16 protein-coding genes are annotated in these 15,805 nt (G+C 71.8%); 8 read left to right on the forward strand and 8 right to left on the reverse strand.

Features of this window, described 5'->3' with window-relative positions:
* Positions 1-75 precede the first annotated feature (75 nt).
* Together ACZ3II_RS33725 and ACZ3II_RS33730 are read left to right on the forward strand one after the other, a co-directional pair.
* Positions 76-1,119 carry an NAD(P)-dependent alcohol dehydrogenase gene (locus tag ACZ3II_RS33725; protein WP_465523362.1) on the forward strand — a complete coding sequence of 348 codons (1,044 nt, stop codon included), beginning with the start codon at positions 76-78 and terminating at the stop codon, positions 1,117-1,119.
* 37 nt (positions 1,120-1,156) lie between these two features.
* Positions 1,157-1,282: an SDR family oxidoreductase gene (locus ACZ3II_RS33730; RefSeq protein WP_465523364.1), complete on the forward strand. Its 126-nt coding sequence runs from the start codon at positions 1,157-1,159 to the stop codon at positions 1,280-1,282.
* On the opposite strand, the gene ACZ3II_RS33735 is transcribed toward ACZ3II_RS33730, so the two are convergent.
* The 3 genes from ACZ3II_RS33735 to ACZ3II_RS33745 are packed head-to-tail and all read right to left on the reverse strand — an operon-like array spanning position 1,273 to position 2,992.
* Entirely contained in the window at positions 1,273-2,013 is a 741-nt protein-coding gene (locus ACZ3II_RS33735) for a class I SAM-dependent methyltransferase (protein WP_465522957.1), read from the reverse strand. The genes ACZ3II_RS33730 and ACZ3II_RS33735 overlap by 10 nt on opposite strands.
* 55 nt (positions 2,014-2,068) lie before the next feature.
* Positions 2,069-2,458 (reverse strand): barstar family protein, encoded by a 390-nt coding sequence (locus ACZ3II_RS33740; protein ID WP_465522959.1) that lies wholly within the window; start codon positions 2,456-2,458, stop codon positions 2,069-2,071.
* Between the two features lie 15 nt (positions 2,459-2,473).
* Positions 2,474-2,992 carry a TrmH family RNA methyltransferase gene (locus ACZ3II_RS33745; RefSeq protein ID WP_465522961.1) on the reverse strand — a complete coding sequence of 173 codons (519 nt, stop codon included), beginning with the start codon at positions 2,990-2,992 and terminating at the stop codon, positions 2,474-2,476.
* 253 nt (positions 2,993-3,245) lie between these two features.
* Between ACZ3II_RS33745 and ACZ3II_RS33750 the strand changes: the two genes are divergently transcribed.
* A complete protein-coding gene (locus ACZ3II_RS33750; RefSeq protein WP_465522963.1) occupies positions 3,246-4,040 on the forward strand; it encodes an endonuclease/exonuclease/phosphatase family protein in 795 nt (264 codons plus the stop codon).
* A 68-nt stretch (positions 4,041-4,108) separates the two neighbouring features.
* Here the strand turns inward: ACZ3II_RS33750 and ACZ3II_RS33755 are convergent, their stop codons facing one another.
* Together ACZ3II_RS33755 and ACZ3II_RS33760 are read right to left on the reverse strand one after the other, a co-directional pair.
* Positions 4,109-4,462, reverse strand: coding sequence for a YciI family protein (locus ACZ3II_RS33755; protein WP_465522965.1), 354 nt, complete (start codon positions 4,460-4,462; stop codon positions 4,109-4,111).
* Positions 4,463-4,496: 34 nt separating this feature from the next.
* Positions 4,497-5,936, reverse strand: coding sequence for a sigma-70 family RNA polymerase sigma factor (locus ACZ3II_RS33760; RefSeq protein ID WP_465522967.1), 1,440 nt, complete (start codon positions 5,934-5,936; stop codon positions 4,497-4,499).
* A gap of 299 nt (positions 5,937-6,235) precedes the next feature.
* Between ACZ3II_RS33760 and ACZ3II_RS33765 the strand changes: the two genes are divergently transcribed.
* From ACZ3II_RS33765 to ACZ3II_RS33780, 4 genes are all read left to right on the forward strand, one after another.
* Positions 6,236-7,513, forward strand: coding sequence for a glycoside hydrolase family 10 protein (locus ACZ3II_RS33765; protein WP_465522969.1), 1,278 nt, complete (start codon positions 6,236-6,238; stop codon positions 7,511-7,513).
* A 40-nt stretch (positions 7,514-7,553) separates the two neighbouring features.
* Positions 7,554-9,026 (forward strand): non-reducing end alpha-L-arabinofuranosidase family hydrolase, encoded by a 1,473-nt coding sequence (locus ACZ3II_RS33770; protein WP_465522971.1) that lies wholly within the window; start codon positions 7,554-7,556, stop codon positions 9,024-9,026.
* A gap of 75 nt (positions 9,027-9,101) precedes the next feature.
* The gene (locus ACZ3II_RS33775; RefSeq protein ID WP_465522973.1) at positions 9,102-11,762 is read left to right on the forward strand and encodes an alpha/beta hydrolase; all 2,661 of its coding nucleotides are present in this window, start codon (positions 9,102-9,104) and stop codon (positions 11,760-11,762) included.
* Positions 11,763-11,883: 121 nt separating this feature from the next.
* Complete coding sequence (locus ACZ3II_RS33780; RefSeq protein WP_465522975.1) at positions 11,884-13,137, forward strand: multidrug effflux MFS transporter; 1,254 nt, start codon at positions 11,884-11,886, stop codon at positions 13,135-13,137.
* 46 nt (positions 13,138-13,183) lie between these two features.
* Here the strand turns inward: ACZ3II_RS33780 and ACZ3II_RS33785 are convergent, their stop codons facing one another.
* Both ACZ3II_RS33785 and ACZ3II_RS33790 read right to left on the reverse strand, forming a co-directional pair.
* Positions 13,184-13,339: a hypothetical protein gene (locus tag ACZ3II_RS33785; protein ID WP_465522977.1), complete on the reverse strand. Its 156-nt coding sequence runs from the start codon at positions 13,337-13,339 to the stop codon at positions 13,184-13,186.
* Between the two features lie 8 nt (positions 13,340-13,347).
* Positions 13,348-13,905: a dihydrofolate reductase family protein gene (locus ACZ3II_RS33790; RefSeq protein WP_465522979.1), complete on the reverse strand. Its 558-nt coding sequence runs from the start codon at positions 13,903-13,905 to the stop codon at positions 13,348-13,350.
* 51 nt (positions 13,906-13,956) lie between these two features.
* Between ACZ3II_RS33790 and ACZ3II_RS33795 the strand changes: the two genes are divergently transcribed.
* Positions 13,957-14,928 (forward strand): hypothetical protein, encoded by a 972-nt coding sequence (locus tag ACZ3II_RS33795; protein ID WP_465522981.1) that lies wholly within the window; start codon positions 13,957-13,959, stop codon positions 14,926-14,928.
* A 12-nt stretch (positions 14,929-14,940) separates the two neighbouring features.
* Here ACZ3II_RS33795 and ACZ3II_RS33800 read toward each other — a convergent pair whose 3' ends face one another.
* Entirely contained in the window at positions 14,941-15,750 is an 810-nt protein-coding gene (locus ACZ3II_RS33800; protein ID WP_465522983.1) for a hypothetical protein, read from the reverse strand.
* Positions 15,751-15,805: the final 55 nt, after the last annotated feature.

A 15,805-nucleotide genomic window follows, 5' to 3' on the forward strand; every position in this document is an offset into this window, starting at 1 on the left:
CGTTCGCCGGGTGAGCATGCGGTTCGCTGGGTAAAGAATGACGATCCGTAACGTCGTTTTGATCGGAGAAGCACCATTCTTACCGTCAACGCCATCGCCGCGCCGTCCGCGACCGACCCGCTCGTGCGGACCACGATCGAGCGCCGTGACCTCGGGCCGCGCGATGTTCTGATCGAGATCCGGTACGCCGGGATCTGCCACTCCGACATCCACACCGTCCGCGGCGAGTGGGGCCCCGTGCCGTACCCGCTGACCGTCGGTCACGAGATCGTCGGCCACGTCACCGAGGTCGGCGCCGAGGTCACCAAGCACAGCGCCGGCGACCGGGTCGGCGTCGGCTGCATGGTCAACTCGTGCCGCAAGTGCGCGAACTGTCAGGCCGGCCAGGAGCAGTACTGCGCCGAGGGCAACATCGGCACGTACGGCAGCGTCGACCGCGACGGCACCGTCACGCAGGGCGGCTACTCCACGCACGTCGTGGTCGACGAGGACTTCGTCCTCCGGGTGCCGGAGAGCATCCCGTACGAGGCCGCCGCGCCCCTGCTCTGCGCGGGCATCACCACGTACTCCCCGCTCTCGCACTGGAAGGCCGGCCCGGGCAAGCGGGTCGCCGTCGTCGGCATGGGCGGTCTCGGCCACATGGCCGTGAAGATCGCCGTGGCGATGGGCGCCGAGGTGACGGTGCTGTCCCAGACGCTCGGCAAGAAGGACGACGGGCTGGCCTTCGGCGCGAAGCACTACTACGCGACCAGCGACCCGGCGACCTTCGAGACCCTGGCCGCCTCGTTCGACCTGATCATCAACACGGTCAGCGCGCCGGTCGACATCAACGCCTACTTCCGGCTGCTGGCCCTGGACGGCACGCTGGTCAGCGTCGGCGCCCCGCCGGAGCCGCTGCCGGTGCAGGTGTTCGCGCTGTTCGGCAACCGGCGCTCGTTCGCCGGCTCGATGATCGGCGGCATCGCCGAGACCCAGGAGATGCTGGACTTCTGCGCCGAGCGCGGCATCGCCCCGGAGATCGAGGTGATCGGCGCGGAGGCGGTCAACGAGGCCTACGAGCGGGTGCTCAAGTCCGACGTGCGCTACCGCTTCGTCATCGACGTGGACACCCTGCGCTGATCACGCCTGCTTCGCGGGGGACCGCGCGCAGGGCGAGATCGACCGTGGCGTGCAGGGCCGCCCGGAGGAGATCGCCGACGCGGTCGCCGTCCTGGCCTCGGACGCCAGCACCTGCATGACCGGCGCCGAGATCTACGTCGACGGCGGCGCGAGTCAGGTCTGAGCGGCGGCCCGGGTGCAGCGGGTGACGTACGGGAGCTCGAACTCCGTACGTCCCCGCAGCTCCGGATCGGTCGCCAGCAGGTGCTCGACGCGGCCGAGCAGCTCCCGCCGCTGCTCCTCCGGCAGCACGATGACGTAGCTGCGCGACGCCACCATGTCGAGCAGCCCGGCCCGGTCCAGCCGGTGCCGCCACCGGATCTCGGCCCGTTCCACCGGCCCGAACGGCTCACCGAGATCCGGTTCGGTGTCGATGTCCTCGCGGGTGTGGCGGCCCAGGACGTCGTCGAGCCGGGCGACCCACGGCTCGGTGTGGTCACGGACGTTCCACACCAGGCTCAGCGTGCCACCCGGCCGCAGCACCCGCGCCACCTCGGGAACCGCCCGCCCGGCATCCACCCAGTGCCAGGCCTGCGCCACCACGACCGCGTCCACGTGGCAGTCCGGCAGCGGGATCCGCTCGGCCGTCCCGTCGAGAACCTGCACACCGGGAACAGCGGCGGCCAGTTGCTCCCGCATCTCCGCCGACGGCTCGACGGCCACCACGTCCAGGCCCGCGTCGGCGAGGAGCCGGGTGAACTTGCCGGTCCCGGCGCCCAGATCGAGGATCCGGCGGGCGCCGGGCGGCACCGCCCATTCCCGAACGGAGAGGGGGTACGGCGGACGGCCCCGCTGGTACGCGGCAGCAGCACTGCCGAACGACGCCGCATGCTCCCGTGCTGTTCCGTCACCCATGCCCGGCAACATACTCGTCCGGCGGCACCTCTTCGGTGCAGGTGCGGCGGAGCTGTCAGGCCAGCTCCAGCACGATGTCGTCACCGTGATCCCGGATGATCTCGACGAACATGTCGAAGAGGGTCGGGCCCTCGCCCCGCCGGGCGCTCTCGATCCGGGCCCGGAAGTCCGGCCGGTTCGACGGATGGCATTTCTGCAGGACCTCCTCGAGCCATCGTGTCGTCGCCTCGTGGCCGAGCGTGGCCCGGGACAGCTCCGCGTTCCGCCACCGCAGCACCCATCGGCCCTGCGGTGTCCCGAAGCCGCCGTGGAGGATGTCGTTGAACGCGTCCAGATCGGTGCCGTGCCAGGTGTAGTCGCGCAGCAGCTTCGAGAACTCGCGGCCGAAACCGGCCAGATCGGAGAAGGCGGCGCCATCGATTTCGCGTACCGGAAGACCGTCCATGATCGGAGTATGCCGTCAGAGCAGCCCGGCGAGCTTGTAGAGAACCAGTGAGCCCGCGACCGCGACGTTGAGGCTGGACCCGGTGCCGGTCATCGGGATCTCGACCGCGCCGTCCAGCAGGTCCAGTGCCTCCGGCGGGATGCCGGTCGCCTCGTGCCCGAGCACCATGACGGTCCGGCGCCGGGCCGCCGGCAGGTCGGCGAGCCGTACCGCCTCGTCGGCCAACTCCACCCCGAGGACCGCCGAGCCGGCCCGGCGCTCGTCGGCGAGCCAGCGCAGCGGACTGCCCACCCGGTGCACACAGGCCGGCTGCCGCAGCGTGTTGCCACGGGCCAGAGCCGCGTCCACCCAGCCGAACGGCGGCACCGCCAGACATGCTCCGACCGCGTCACAGGTGCGCAGGAGCGTACCCAGGTTGGCGTCGTGCATCGGCCACAGCGCCGCCGCGACGAGATGCCCCCAGCAGCGGTGCCGCCGGGGCCGCCGGGCCGACCGGATCTCGCGGGGCGTCCGCACCCGGATCGCCGGCTTCACCACAGGGGAGCGACCACGCTCCAGCTTGCAGACTTCATCAGCGACGTGCTTCGCGGCGCACGCGGGCCATCGACGAGCCGACACGATCCGCGCGAAGGCTACCCCGCCGCGCCCGGCCACGGCTACGCGGTTTCCGCGTCGGCTCCAGGACCAGGTCAGCCGTCGCTGAGGCGCCTTTCGGCGTGCGGGCGACCGGCCTGAGCGACGGCTCGCCGTTTAAGATCCTTTCCGGACGTACGGGGAGGGCAGCGCCATGCGGATCGCGAGTGTGAACGCCTGGGGCGGGGCGATGTACGACGACCTGCTCGCCTGGCTACCCGCCGCCGGGGCCGACGTGATCTGCCTGCAGGAGGTGACGCGGACACCGGGGCTGACCGGCTGGACCCGGTTCTCCGACGGCGAACGGGCCCTGCCGCAGCGCGCCGACCTGCTCGCCGACGTCCGGGCCGCGCTGCCCCGCCATCAGGCCGTCTTCGTGGCCGCCGACTCCGGCCCGGTGCACGACGCCGCCGGCGCCCGCCACCGCCAGGACTTCGGCCTGGCCACCCTGCTCGCCGAGGATCTGCCGGCGGCCGGTGTGGAGTCGGCGTTCGTGCACGGCGGGTTCACCGACCACGAGGAGTGGACGGTCGCCGACCGGCCCCGGGTCGCCCTGGCGGTACGCACCGTCGACCGCCCCGGCGGCCGCTCCCTCTGGATCGTGCAGGTCCACGGCCTGCGCGACCCGCGGGGCAAGGGTGACACCCCGGCCCGCCGCGACCAGGCCGACCGGCTCGCCGACCTGGTCCGCCGGATCCGCGGCCTCCGCGACCTGGTGGTGCTGTGCGGCGACTTCAACCTGCTGCCGGACAGCGAGACGTTCGGCGTGCTGGCCGAGGCCGGCCTGACCGACCTGGTCGGCGCCGCCGACACCCGTACCTCCCGCTACCCCAAGCCGGTCCGCCACGCGAGCTACCTGCTGGTCTCCGACGTCGCCGCCGTCAAGCACTTCGAGGTCCTGACCACTCCCGAGGTCTCCGACCACCGCGCCCTGATCCTCGACATCTGACCCGGCTGGTTCTCATGGCTGTCTCGGAGCGGCTGAGACAGCACCGACAGCCAGCCGGGGGAGGGCTGCTACTCGGTGAGGATGGGGCGGACCTCGACCCAGCCGTCGGCGACGGGGATCATGCGGCCGATCCAGGTGGCGTGGTCGATGTCGGAGGCCTCGACGATGAAGTAGGCGGCGAGGGGATGGCCGGCGGTGGAGCCGGGCGTCGCCGTGTTGTCGCGGATCGTGACCGCGGTCGAGGCGGGGCGCATGGCGTGGCCGCTGACGATCCGGCCGCCGGTCTCGGTGATCTGCCGGGGCAGCCGGAAGTGAGCTTCGAGGAGCGCGGGTGGCGCCGCCCGCGCGCTCTCCGGCGTCACCCGGTCGTAGATCAGGATCATGAACCGGGACAGTTCCGACTGTTTCTCCGGGCCGTTCAACGTCCACCTCCGGTAACCGACACCGCCGGGCAGCCTAGTTGGCGGCGAGGGCGGGGCGGAGGCGGAAGGAGCTCGCGGTACGGAAGTCGACGGTGTCCTTGAAGTAGCCGATGCCGAGGCCGCTGCCGTCCCACCGCAGGTAGAACTCGGGGTAGTTGAACGATCGCAGCATCACGGTGTCGGTGCTGACGCCGGGCTGCGGGCAGTACGTGGCGTCCTGCCGGAAGATCGGGGTGGTGGCGACCTCGTGGGCGTACGCCTTCAGTTCGTAGTGCCGCAGGTACCGCCCGTCCAGCGTGCGGAACGACACGCACTTCGGGTCGGAGAGCCCGGCGACGGCGACGAAGGTGGCCCGGCGGCGGCTGGCGGCGGTGACGCCGGCGACCGCGGCGGCGTCGCTGTTCGCGCTGGTGGTGAGGTATCCGCCGCCGGCCCACTCCAGGGAGAGGCGACCCAGCGGGACGGTCGAGGCGGCCGGTGCGGCGGTCACGGCGGGGGCGGCCGGGCCGGACCGTGAGCCGGTGATGACGGGCACGGCGATGGCGGCGGCGACGGTCAGGCCGGCCACGGCGGCAGCGAACGGATGCGCGGCGATCGCGGCGGTCACCCCGGTGGCGGCGGCGGTTCCCGCGGTTCCGGCGGCGACACCGGTCCCGGCGGCGACACCGGCGACGCCGGCGGCGGTCTTGAGGAGCGTGGCTTCGAGCAGGCGGGCCGGTACGGCGAGCATGGGCAGGCTGCTCAGGAGCCGTTCCGCCGGGATCCGGTTGCCGGCGGCCGCGGTGCAGGCGGGGCAGGACCGGACGTGCCGGGCGATCCGTTTGCGCCACAGGCCGCTGGGCCGCCCGTCCCACCCGGTGACCGTGGCGGCGAGGCCGGGGCAGGCGGGCCGGGCGGCGAGGGCGGCCACGATGCCGCGGGCGGCGTCGAGTTCGGCGCGCATCCGCTGGATCCGGACGCCGGCGTGGGCGACGCTGAGCCCGGCCGCGTCGGCGAGGTCGGCGCGGGTGATCAGCCCGGCGACCTCCTGCCACCACAGGGCGAGGACGGTCCGGTCGCCGGGGTCGAGCCAGCGGGTGGCTTCGGCGACCTCGCGGCGCTGGCCGGACAGGTGCGCCCGGAGCACGGTGAGGTCCTCGATCTCGGCGTGCGGGTCGGGCCGGCCGGCCGCCTCGTCGAGGGGCGCGGTCCGGTCGCGTGCCGCCTGCTGCTGGTGGGTGCCGACCTGCCGGACGGTGATCGCGGCGAGCCAGGGGCGAAAACTTGCGGGGGTACGGAGGGAGCTCAGATCCCGGACGGCCCGCAGCATCGTGTTCTGCACGACGTCGTCGATGTCGGCCGGATCCTCGAGGGCGCCGGCGGCGAGGTTGTAGACGAGGGGGAGGTGCTCGGCGACGAGCCGGTCGAGGGCCTGCCGGTCACCTCGCTGCGCCGCGACGACCAGGTCGGCCGTCGTAGTCTCGGTCACTCTCATCGCCCGGCCCGTCCTCGATCGTCTCGCGCTGCCGGGCACCATACCGCGCCACGACGCTTGGGAAAAATCTTTGTAAAAGTTGTTATGTGAGCGACCCCGCCGTGGTCGAGGAATTGTTTCCAAAGAAGTTGTTATCGTGAACATACCGTTCTGGTCGGGCTATTAAAACCGCTCTGAGCTGGAGAAACATGCGGTTTGAAACGTGCTGATAATTGTGGCAACATCGCCGGACGTAATGCCGTACGCATCCCCTGATCTGTTCTCGCGTACGGAATTCCCCGCCCCGGAAAGGTTTCCCCATGCTCCGCAAACTGCTGCCGGTCCTGCTGACCGGCACGGTCGGCGCCGCCGCCGCGATCTTCTTCGCCGGCACCTCCGACGCCGCCGCCACCCTGGGCGCGTCGGCTGAGGCGAAGGGCCGCTACTTCGGCGCCGCGATCGCCGCGTCGAAGCTCGGCGACAGCACCTACACCCGGATCCTGAAGAGCGAGTTCACCTCGGTCACCGCGGAGAACGAGATGAAGTGGGACGCCACCGAGCCGTCCCGCGGCGTCTTCAACTACTCCAGCGGCGACCGGATCCTGGCCACGGCGCAGGCCAACAACCAGAAGGTCCGCGGTCACGCGCTGGCCTGGCACTCGCAGATGCCCGGCTGGGCGCAGTCGCTGTCCGGCAGCACCCTGCGCTCGGCCATGCTCAACCACGTCACCCAGGTCGCCACCCACTACAAGGGCAAGATCCACTCGTGGGACGTGGTGAACGAGGCGTTCGCCGACGACGGCCGGGGCTCGCGCCGCGACTCCAGCCTGCAGCGCACCGGCAACGACTGGATCGAGGCCGCGTTCCGGTCGGCGCGGGCCGCCGACCCGGGCGCGAAGCTCTGCTACAACGACTACAACACCGACGGCGTCAACGCGAAGAGCACCGCCGTCTACAACATGGTCCGTGACTTCAAGGCCCGCGGCGTCCCGATCGACTGCGTCGGCTTCCAGTCGCACCTGACCAACTCTGCGCCCGGCGACTACCAGTCCAACCTGCAGCGCTTCGCCGACCTCGGCGTCGACGTGCAGATCACCGAGCTGGACATCTCCGGCAGCAACCAGGCCGCCGCGTACGCCGCCGTCACCAAGGCGTGTCTCGCCGTGGCCCGCTGCACCGGCATCACCGTGTGGGGCATCCGGGACAGCGACTCGTGGCGGACCGGCACCAACCCGCTGCTGTTCGACGCGAGCGGCAACAAGAAGGCCGCCTACACGTCGGTGCTGAACGCGCTCAACGCCGGCGGCGCCACCACCCCGGGCGGCGGCTGCTCCGCGACCGCGACCGCCGGCACCGTCTGGGGCGACCGGTACAACACCTCGGTCACCGTCAGCGGCGCCTCCACCTGGACGGTGGTCGTCGCCCTCACCGCTCCGCAGAAGGTCAGCACCGTCTGGAGCGGCACGGCGAGCTGGGACAGCAGCGGCAACGTGATGACGGTGAAGTCCAACGGCTCCGGCACCACGTTCGGCTTCACCACCACCTTCAACGGCAACACCTCCGCACGGCCGCAGATCCGGTCCTGCACCGCCGGCTGAACCCTTCCCCCGTACATCCCCGGCTCCGGGAGAACCTCTCATGAGAAAGACCTGGCGCATCGCGCTCGCCGCGATGGTCATGATCACCGGCGGCGCAGCCGTCGCGGTGACGGCGACCGCGGCCTCCGCCGCGACGATCGACACGAACGCCTCCTATGTCCTGGTCAACCGCACCAGCGGCAAGGCTCTGGACGTGTACAACCTGTCCACGGCCGACGGCGCGCGGATCACCCAGTGGACCCGCAGCGACCAGGCGCAGCAGCAGTGGCAGTTCGTCGACTCCGGCGGCGGCTTCTACCGGCTCAGGTCGAAGCACTCCGGCAAGGTCCTGGACGTCCACAACCTGTCGACCGCCGACGGCGGCGCGATCGTGCAGTGGACCGACAACAACACCACGAACCAGCAGTTCAGCGTGCAGGACATCGACGGCTACATCCAGCTGATCAACCGCAACAGCGGCAAGGCCGTCGAGGTGCAGGGGGCGTCCACCGCCGACGGCGCGAACATCGTGCAGTACAGCGACTGGAACGGCGCCAACCAGCAGTGGCAGCTCGTCAAGCTGGGCAGCGGGGGCACCCCGACGACCTCGCCGACGTCCGGCGGCTCCTGCGCCCTGCCGTCCAGCTACCGCTGGTCGTCGACGGGCGTGCTGGCGAACCCGAAGTCCGGCTGGGTGGCGCTGAAGGACTTCACCCACGCCCCGTACAACGGCAAGCAGCTGGTCTACGCCACCACGCACGACACCGGCACCAAGTGGGGCTCGATGAATTTCGGGACCTTCACCAACTGGTCCGACATGGGTTCGGCCAGCCAGAACGGGATGAACTTCTCGGCCGTCGCGCCGTCGCTGTTCTACTTCGCGCCGAAGAACATCTGGGTGCTCACCTACCAGTGGGGCGGCCCGGCGTTCTCCTACCGCACCTCCAGCGACCCGACGAACCCGAACGGCTGGTCCGCGGCGCAGACCCTGTTCACCGGCAGCATCACCGGCTCCGGAACCGGCCCGATCGACCAGACGATCATCGGCGACAGCACGAACATGTACCTGTTCTTCGCCGGTGACAACGGCAAGATCTACCGGGCGAGCATGCCGATCGGGAACTTCCCGGGCAACTTCGGGTCGTCGTACACGACGATCATGAGCGACACCACCAACAACCTGTTCGAGGCCCCGCAGGTCTACAAGGTCAAGGGCCAGAACCAGTACCTGATGATCGTCGAGGCGGTCGGCGCGAACGGACGCTACTTCCGGTCGTTCACCGCCACCAGCCTCAACGGCTCCTGGACCCCGCAGGCCGCGACCGAGAGCAACCCGTTCGCCGGCAAGGCCAACAGCGGCGCCACCTGGACCAACGACATCAGCCACGGTGAGCTGATCCGCACCGGCGCGGACCAGACCATGACGGTCGACCCGTGCAACCTGCAGCTGCTCTACCAGGGCCGCTCGCCGAGCCCCGGCGGCGACTACGGGCTGCTGCCGTACCGCCCGGGTGTTCTGACGCTGCGGCGCTGACCCCCGCCTGATGCCCTGCCGGGTGGCACCCGGCAGGGCATTGAGGCATTTGCATGTGTCGAGTAGAACGGGCGCATGCGGAGAATACTGATCGCCGTCGCGGCGGCGAGCGCCCTGGTCCTGGGAATACCGGTCCCCGCGTCGGCGGAGCCGCCCGAGCCGGTGGCGAGCGTGCTTCCGCCCGGCTGGTCCTTCGGCAAGGGCGCACTGACCTGGAGAAGTGAACGCGTCATCCCGCCCGGGGACGCCACCGTCGAGTTCTGGGCCGGGGACCGGCTGCTCGGCCCGGCCCGCGCGGGCGCCGACTACAGGACGTTCAGCCTGGCGGGCGGGGCGTCCGGCAAGCTGACCGATCTGCAGGTGAGGGTCGGCGGCCGGCGGGTGGACGCGGCCGCCCCGAAAGCGCCGCAACGGGTTGCCGCGCCGGTCACCGTGACGCCGCTGCCGGCGCACACCTTCGACCCCGGGGTGAAGGGGCCGTACACGACCACGACCGGCGAATACGATCTGCCCGGCATCGCACTCTCCGGCTACCCGCAGCCGGTCGAGATGCGGGCCGTCGTGGTCGGGCCGGTGAACGCGCCCGGCAGGCGGCCGCTCGCGCTGTTCCTGCACGGCAGGCACTGGACCTGCTGGCTGCCCGGCGAGGACTTCATCCTCGGCGACTGGCCGTGCCCGCCCGAGTCGCGGGAGGTGCCCAGCCACCGGGGCTACCTGCAGGCGCAGGAACTGCTCGCCTCACAGGGCTACCTCACCGTGTCGATCTCCGCGAACGGCATCAACGGCCAGGACGAGGCGGACACCGACGGCGGCGCTCATGCCCGCTCGTCGCTGGTCCGCACCCACCTCGCCCGCTGGGCCGCCTGGGCCGGCAGCGGCCGGGCCACCGCGCCCGGGATCGTCCGGGCGCTGCCGCGAGCCGACCTGTCGCAGGTTCTGCTGATGGGCCACTCGCGGGGCGGCGAAGGGGTGAACCGGGCCGCGATCGACAGCCTCGCGCCGCCCGTCCAGGACGATTTCCGGGGCGCGGTCCGCTGGACGATCCGCGGGCAGGTGCTGATCGGCCCGACCCTGTTCGGGCACAACCCGCAGCCGGACGTGCCGTCGGTGACGATCCTGCCCGGCTGTGACGGCGACGTCTCCGATCTGCAGGGCCAGATGTTCATCGACGCGACCCGCGGGGTGAGTTCCGGGCGGGCGCTGCACAGCGCGCTGTACATGGTCGGGGCGAACCACAACTTCTTCAACACCGAGTGGACGCCTGGGCAGGCAGCCGGGCCCGCCATCGACGACGTCTTCGAGGAGAACGACCCGCTGTGCACGGCAGGGGTCGCCCCGGCCCGGCTGACCGCCGAGCAGCAGCAGACGGCGGGCGCGACCTACATCGCGGCGGCGGCGTCGCTGTTCGTGGCCCGCGACGAGCGGGCCCGGCCACTGCTCGACGGCACCGGGGTACGGGCGCCGTCAGCCGGTCCGGCCCGGGTGCTGGCCCACGCCATCGGGGCGAACCGCAGCGCCGCGATCGTCCCGGATGCGTCGCTCGGCGTACGCGATGCCCGCCTCTGCCCGCAGACCGGCGGTAACCCCGGCGAGTGCCTGACCGGGCCCGGATCACCGCACTTCGTGCCGTACCGGAAACCCGAGCCGGGCCGGTACGCGGTCGCGCTGACCGGTGGCACGCCGGGCGTCCTGACACCGGGGCGGCCGATGCCGGTCGCCGGATCGGCGAAGCTGGCGCTGCGGCTGATCGTGCCGCCGAACGCGCCGGCCACCCCGGTCACCGTCGCCGTCACCGACGATCGCGGCCGAAGGTCCGTCCTCGGCACGGCTACCGTCACGGGGCTGCCCGGCACCGGTTTCACCAGCTCGTACTGGGCCCAGGAGGTCCGGCTGCCGCTGCCCCGGGACATCCGGGCGGTGACCCGCCTGGAGATCACCCCGCAGGGCGCCGGGCCGGCCTGGCTGATCGACGCGTGGGGCTGGCGGCCCGGCACCCCCGGCCCGCGGCCGGCCCCGCTCGACCGGATCGACGTGGGACAGGTCGAGGTCGACGAGAGCGACTCCGGGACCAGCACGTACACGGTGCCGGTCGCCGTGCGGGGCAAGCTGCCGGCGCAGATCCGGCTGTTCGTCACCGACCCGCGTACCAAACTGTCGACGAGCTGGGTGGCCGACATCAGGCCGGGCGACACCCGGATCCCGGTGCCGGTGCCGGTGCTCGGCAACACGACCTACAGCGGCAACCTGCGGTACACGCTGTCGGCGAAGGCGATCCGCAACGCCGTCGTCGGCGACCACGACGGCGGTGTCCTGGTTCGCGACGACGAGCCGGTGCCGGAGATCATCTTCACCCCGGCCGCGGCGACCGCCCCCGAAGGGTCGGCGCTGACCTGGACAGTGACCCTCTCCGGGGCCGCGGACGACTACCTCCGCATGTCGCTGCTGCCGGAGGCCCCCGCGACCGGCCCGGAACTCTCCTCGACCGACATGGACCCCGAGTGGTTCACCTCGGTCAGCGGCGAGGACCCGGAGCCGTCCCGGCCGCTGTCCAGCACCTTCCTGCAGCCGTACCTGGAGATCGCGCCGGGCACCACCTCGTTCACGGTGACCGCGCCGACCGTCGCCGACACCGTGGCCGAGGGCCCCGAGCACCTGCGGTTCCTCCCGCTGGTGATTCTGCCGGGCGAGCGGGACTACGTCTTCCTGCCGCCGATCACCGGCACGGTGACCGATTGACGAGCGGGGTGCCCGTAGCGGTTCCGGGCCGCTGCGGGCACCCCTTCGCCGAGAATGTGACCACTGCTACGAAATCGCTGTGGGCGGAAGACCATCGGCCCGGGAAGACTTGTCGCCGAGTGTGACCTCGCCCCTTTCCCCCGGAGAACGGCTGCCGCTCGGCCGCCGTTTCCGGATCGTGCTCGTGCTCGGCTTCCTCACCGCCCTGGGGCCGCTCACCATCGACATGTACCTGCCATCCCTGCCCACGATCACCTCCGACCTGCAGACCACCGCCGCGTCCGTGCAGCTCACCCTGACCGGCACGCTCGTCGGCCTGGCGTTCGGGCAGTTGCTGGTCGGTCCGCTGTCGGACGCGTTCGGCCGCCGGGTGCCGCTGCTGGCCGGCATCGCCGTGCACGTGCTCGCCTCGGTGTTCTGCGTGATCGCGCCGAACGTGGCGGTGCTCGGCACCCTGCGGGTGCTGCAGGGCCTGGGCGCCGCCGCCGCGACGGTCGTCGCCACCGCGATGGTCCGTGACCTGTTCACCGGCCTGGCCGCGGCCCGGCTGTTCTCCCGCCTGATGCTGGTCGTCGGCGTCGCCCCGATCCTCGCCCCGACCATCGGCGGGCTGGTGCTGACCTGGACGTCCTGGCGTGGCGTGTTCGTGGTCCTGACCGTCGTCGGCGTCACCATCATGGCCGTGTCGGCGATCGTCCTGCCGGAGACCCTGCCACCCGGCCAGCGCCGTGGCGGCGGCGTCCTCGGCACCGCCCGCGACTACGGCAGGCTGCTCACCGACCGGGTGTACGTGGGCCTGATCCTGGTCGCGGGCCTGGCGATGGCCGCCCTGTTCGCCTACGTGAGCGGGTCGTCGTACGTCTTCCAGGACGGGTACGGCATGAGCGAGCAGGAGTTCGCGCTGGTCTTCGCCGGCGGCGCCATCGGCCTCATCGGCGCCACCCAGTTCAATGTGCGCCTGCTGCGCCGCTGGACCCCGCAGCAGATCATGAGCGGCGCGCTGGTGGCCGGCACCGTCTTCGGCCTGATCCTGCTGGTCCTGGCCGTGACGGAGACCGGCGGCCTGCCCGGCATCCTGATCCCGCTGTGGCTGGTCCTGGCGATGGTCGGTTTCGCCATGCCGAACGCGCCCGCGCTGGCCCTGTCCCGTCACGGCGAGGCCGCCGGCACCGCCGCGGCCCTGCTCGGCGCGGTCCAGTTCGGCGTCGGCGCTCTCGCCGCGCCGCTGGTCGGGGTCCTCGGCGTCGGCGCGGTCGCCATGGCGGTGGTGGTCTTCGGCGGCATGCTGGCCGCCACCCTGGTCTGCTACCTGGTCGTCCAGCCGGGACGCCTGCCGGTGGACCGCTCCGAGCCGGTGGTCGCCGTCGTCCACTGACCGCCTTCCCCCGTGTGTCGGGTTCGGGCGCGCATAGCGGCCGAACTCAACACACGTCGGGATATGTCCTCAGCAGTGCCTCGGCCCGCGCGCGGCTCCAGTCATGGCGCCCCTCCTCGAACGCCTTCCGCAGGAACTCGTACTGCTCAGGGCTGAGCAGCATCATGTCGTCGAGATCATCCGGGACGTCGTCGTCGGTCATCTGGCGCGTCAGCGGACGTCGTAGGTGAGCTGGACCATGCCGTTGCCGAAGCGGCGTTCCCGGCGCAGCGTCAGCGGGAGCCGCAACTTGTCCGGCAGCACCCGGGTTCCACCGCCGACGACGATCGGGCAGATCAGCAGCTCGACCACGTCGACGAAACCGGCCTGGAGGGCGCTGTGCGCCAGGGTCGGGCCCTCGACCGTGAGATCGCCGGAGGCCTCGGCGCGGGCCCGGTCGATCGCTGCGGCGGTCAGTTCCCGTTCGAGGCGGGTCTGCCGGGTCCACACCTGCGGCAGGCTCGCCGAGAACACCACCTTCCGGGCGGCCTGCCAGGTGGTGGCGTACGCCGCGGACTCCGGAGACTGCGCGGCGACCGCCGGATCGGTCTCCCAGCCGGCCATGGCCTCGTACATCCGCCTGCCGTAGAGGTAGGTGTCCACACCCGCCGCGTCGGCGTTCAGCGCGGCGATGACCTCCTCGTCCGGCACCGCCCACGAGAAGTCGCCGTCGGTGTCGGTGTGGTAACCGTCGAGTGATGACGCGACCGAATAGATGATACGAGTCATTTGTCGAGGTTAGAGGCCGTAACGTCAGCCGCAAAGGCTGGGAGGACGATCATGTTGCGACGGGATCTGCTGGCGACGGCGTTCGGCGCGGGGCTGGTCACGCTGACCGGGTCGCCGGCCGCCGCGGCCACGACGACCCGGTTCGGCGTCATCGCCTCGACCCAGGGGCCGCCCGCCGACGACGCCGCCACCTTCCGGCGACTCTACGAACAACGGCGTGCGTGGTACGGCGGCCCGATCGGCATCCGGCTGTTCGCCGGCGGCCGGCTGCCCCTGCCCGGCGACCCCGGCATGGTCGGATCGCTGCTCACCTGGGCCGCCACCGACCGTCCCGACGAGCCGATCACCATCTCGCACAAGACCCGCGACGACAGCCGGTTGCGGGCCCTGCTCGACTGGGCGGGGGAGCACCGCACCCGGCTGTCGGTCATCTACTTCCACGAGGTGCAGGACGACTGGGGGCGGCGCCGGGACCCGCGGGCCGACCCGGAGGTGTACCGGGGCGTCTACCGCGCCTACCGCCGGATCATCCGGGACCATCCCCCCCGTACCCGGATCTCGCTCGAGAAGAATCTGATGTGGTTCTGGCAGCACTACAACGTGACGAACCTGGGCGGCGACTGGCGCCTGTTCGTCGAACGGGACGACCCGGCCGACGTCGTCTCCTGGGACACCTACGTGTTTCCCGGCATGCCACCCCAGCAGGGACGGTACGCCACTCCCGACGAATTCTTCCGCTACCCGCGGGACGTGTGGCGGGAGACCGGGCTGCCCTGGGCGGTCGGCGAGATCGGCACGACGGTGCACGGTGAGAGCGCCCGCTTCACCGAATGGGTACGCACGATCACCGCTGCGGCGGCCGACCCGGCGCGTATCGGCGGTGACTACGCGGGCCTGCCGCCGGCGCGTTTCCTGAAGTGGTGGGCCGGCCCGGATGCCGCCGGCAACCCGCAGGGCGTGGAGCAGGTGCCGGCCGCGGCCGACGCCTACCGGCGCCTGGTGAGGGCGGCGCCGCTCTCGTAGCGTGCCGGGAACTCACTCGAGGTCGGCCGTCAGGCCTGCTACGAGCAGCAGGAACGCGGCCATCTCCAGGGCGGCCACCAACGCCGGCACGGGCTGCGGCAACGCCATCGACGGGGTGATGAGGTCCCAGCCGAACAGGCCGGGGACACTGCTTGCGGCGTACGGGAGGGGCGTCGCCGCGATGCCGGCATCGATGTTCGGCAGCGCCACCACCGCCAGCAGACCGGCCCCGGCGGCTGCCGTGCGGTGCCCGCGTCCCGCCAGCACGGCGGCGAGCGCGACCGCGGCCAGCCCGAGGGCGACAGCGGGCAGCACGGCCAGGACCACGGCGGTCACCGTGTCGGCCTCGGGAACCGCCCGTCCGACACCGATCACCCGGACCGCCGCGTACCCGGTGATCAGCGCCGCCGCGGCCGTCGCCACCGTGGTGACCACCCGCGACAGCCGGCGGCCGCGGGCCCGGGCGATCAGCAGCAGCACCACCGCGACGAGCGGCGCCCACCAGGCGGCCAGGGTGGATTCGATCCCGGCCGTCGTGTCGATCCCGGCCGCCGGGGTGAGCACCTGCCAGCCGTACGCCGCCTCGCTCGGCTCGGGCGGAAGCGTCCAGACGGCATCCACCACCAGCACACCCAACGCGGCCGGCAACGCCCACCGTGGCACCGGCAGCCCTTCGACCAGGGCGTAGACGGCCAGCAGCGCCAGCGCCGCCAGCTCCGCGAACCGCCAGACCGGCTGCGCGAGAAGCACCCCGGCGACATGGGCCACGGCGAACAGCGCGGCCCCTCCCAGAACAATCGGCCCCGTACGCACGAACGGCATCGTGCCATGGCCGGCCGGACGCGACCGCCCCGCACCACAAGGGGATCGGCCGCCG

The sequence above is a fragment of the Actinoplanes sp. NPDC019969 genome, from assembly GCF_055562375.1.

Coding starts and splice junctions, on each gene's coding strand:
- ACZ3II_RS33735 (WP_465522957.1), bottom strand. CDS start 2,013: ATGGGTGACGGAACAGCACGGGAGCATGCGGCGTCGTTCGGCAGTGCT.
- ACZ3II_RS33740 (WP_465522959.1), bottom strand. CDS start 2,458: ATGGACGGTCTTCCGGTACGCGAAATCGATGGCGCCGCCTTCTCCGAT.
- ACZ3II_RS33750 (WP_465522963.1), top strand. CDS start 3,246: ATGCGGATCGCGAGTGTGAACGCCTGGGGCGGGGCGATGTACGACGAC.
- ACZ3II_RS33760 (WP_465522967.1), bottom strand. CDS start 5,936: ATGAGAGTGACCGAGACTACGACGGCCGACCTGGTCGTCGCGGCGCAG.
- ACZ3II_RS33765 (WP_465522969.1), top strand. CDS start 6,236: ATGCTCCGCAAACTGCTGCCGGTCCTGCTGACCGGCACGGTCGGCGCC.
- ACZ3II_RS33770 (WP_465522971.1), top strand. CDS start 7,554: ATGAGAAAGACCTGGCGCATCGCGCTCGCCGCGATGGTCATGATCACC.
- ACZ3II_RS33775 (WP_465522973.1), top strand. CDS start 9,102: ATGCGGAGAATACTGATCGCCGTCGCGGCGGCGAGCGCCCTGGTCCTG.
- ACZ3II_RS33785 (WP_465522977.1), bottom strand. CDS start 13,339: ATGACCGACGACGACGTCCCGGATGATCTCGACGACATGATGCTGCTC.
- ACZ3II_RS33790 (WP_465522979.1), bottom strand. CDS start 13,905: ATGACTCGTATCATCTATTCGGTCGCGTCATCACTCGACGGTTACCAC.
- ACZ3II_RS33795 (WP_465522981.1), top strand. CDS start 13,957: ATGTTGCGACGGGATCTGCTGGCGACGGCGTTCGGCGCGGGGCTGGTC.
- ACZ3II_RS33800 (WP_465522983.1), bottom strand. CDS start 15,750: ATGCCGTTCGTGCGTACGGGGCCGATTGTTCTGGGAGGGGCCGCGCTG.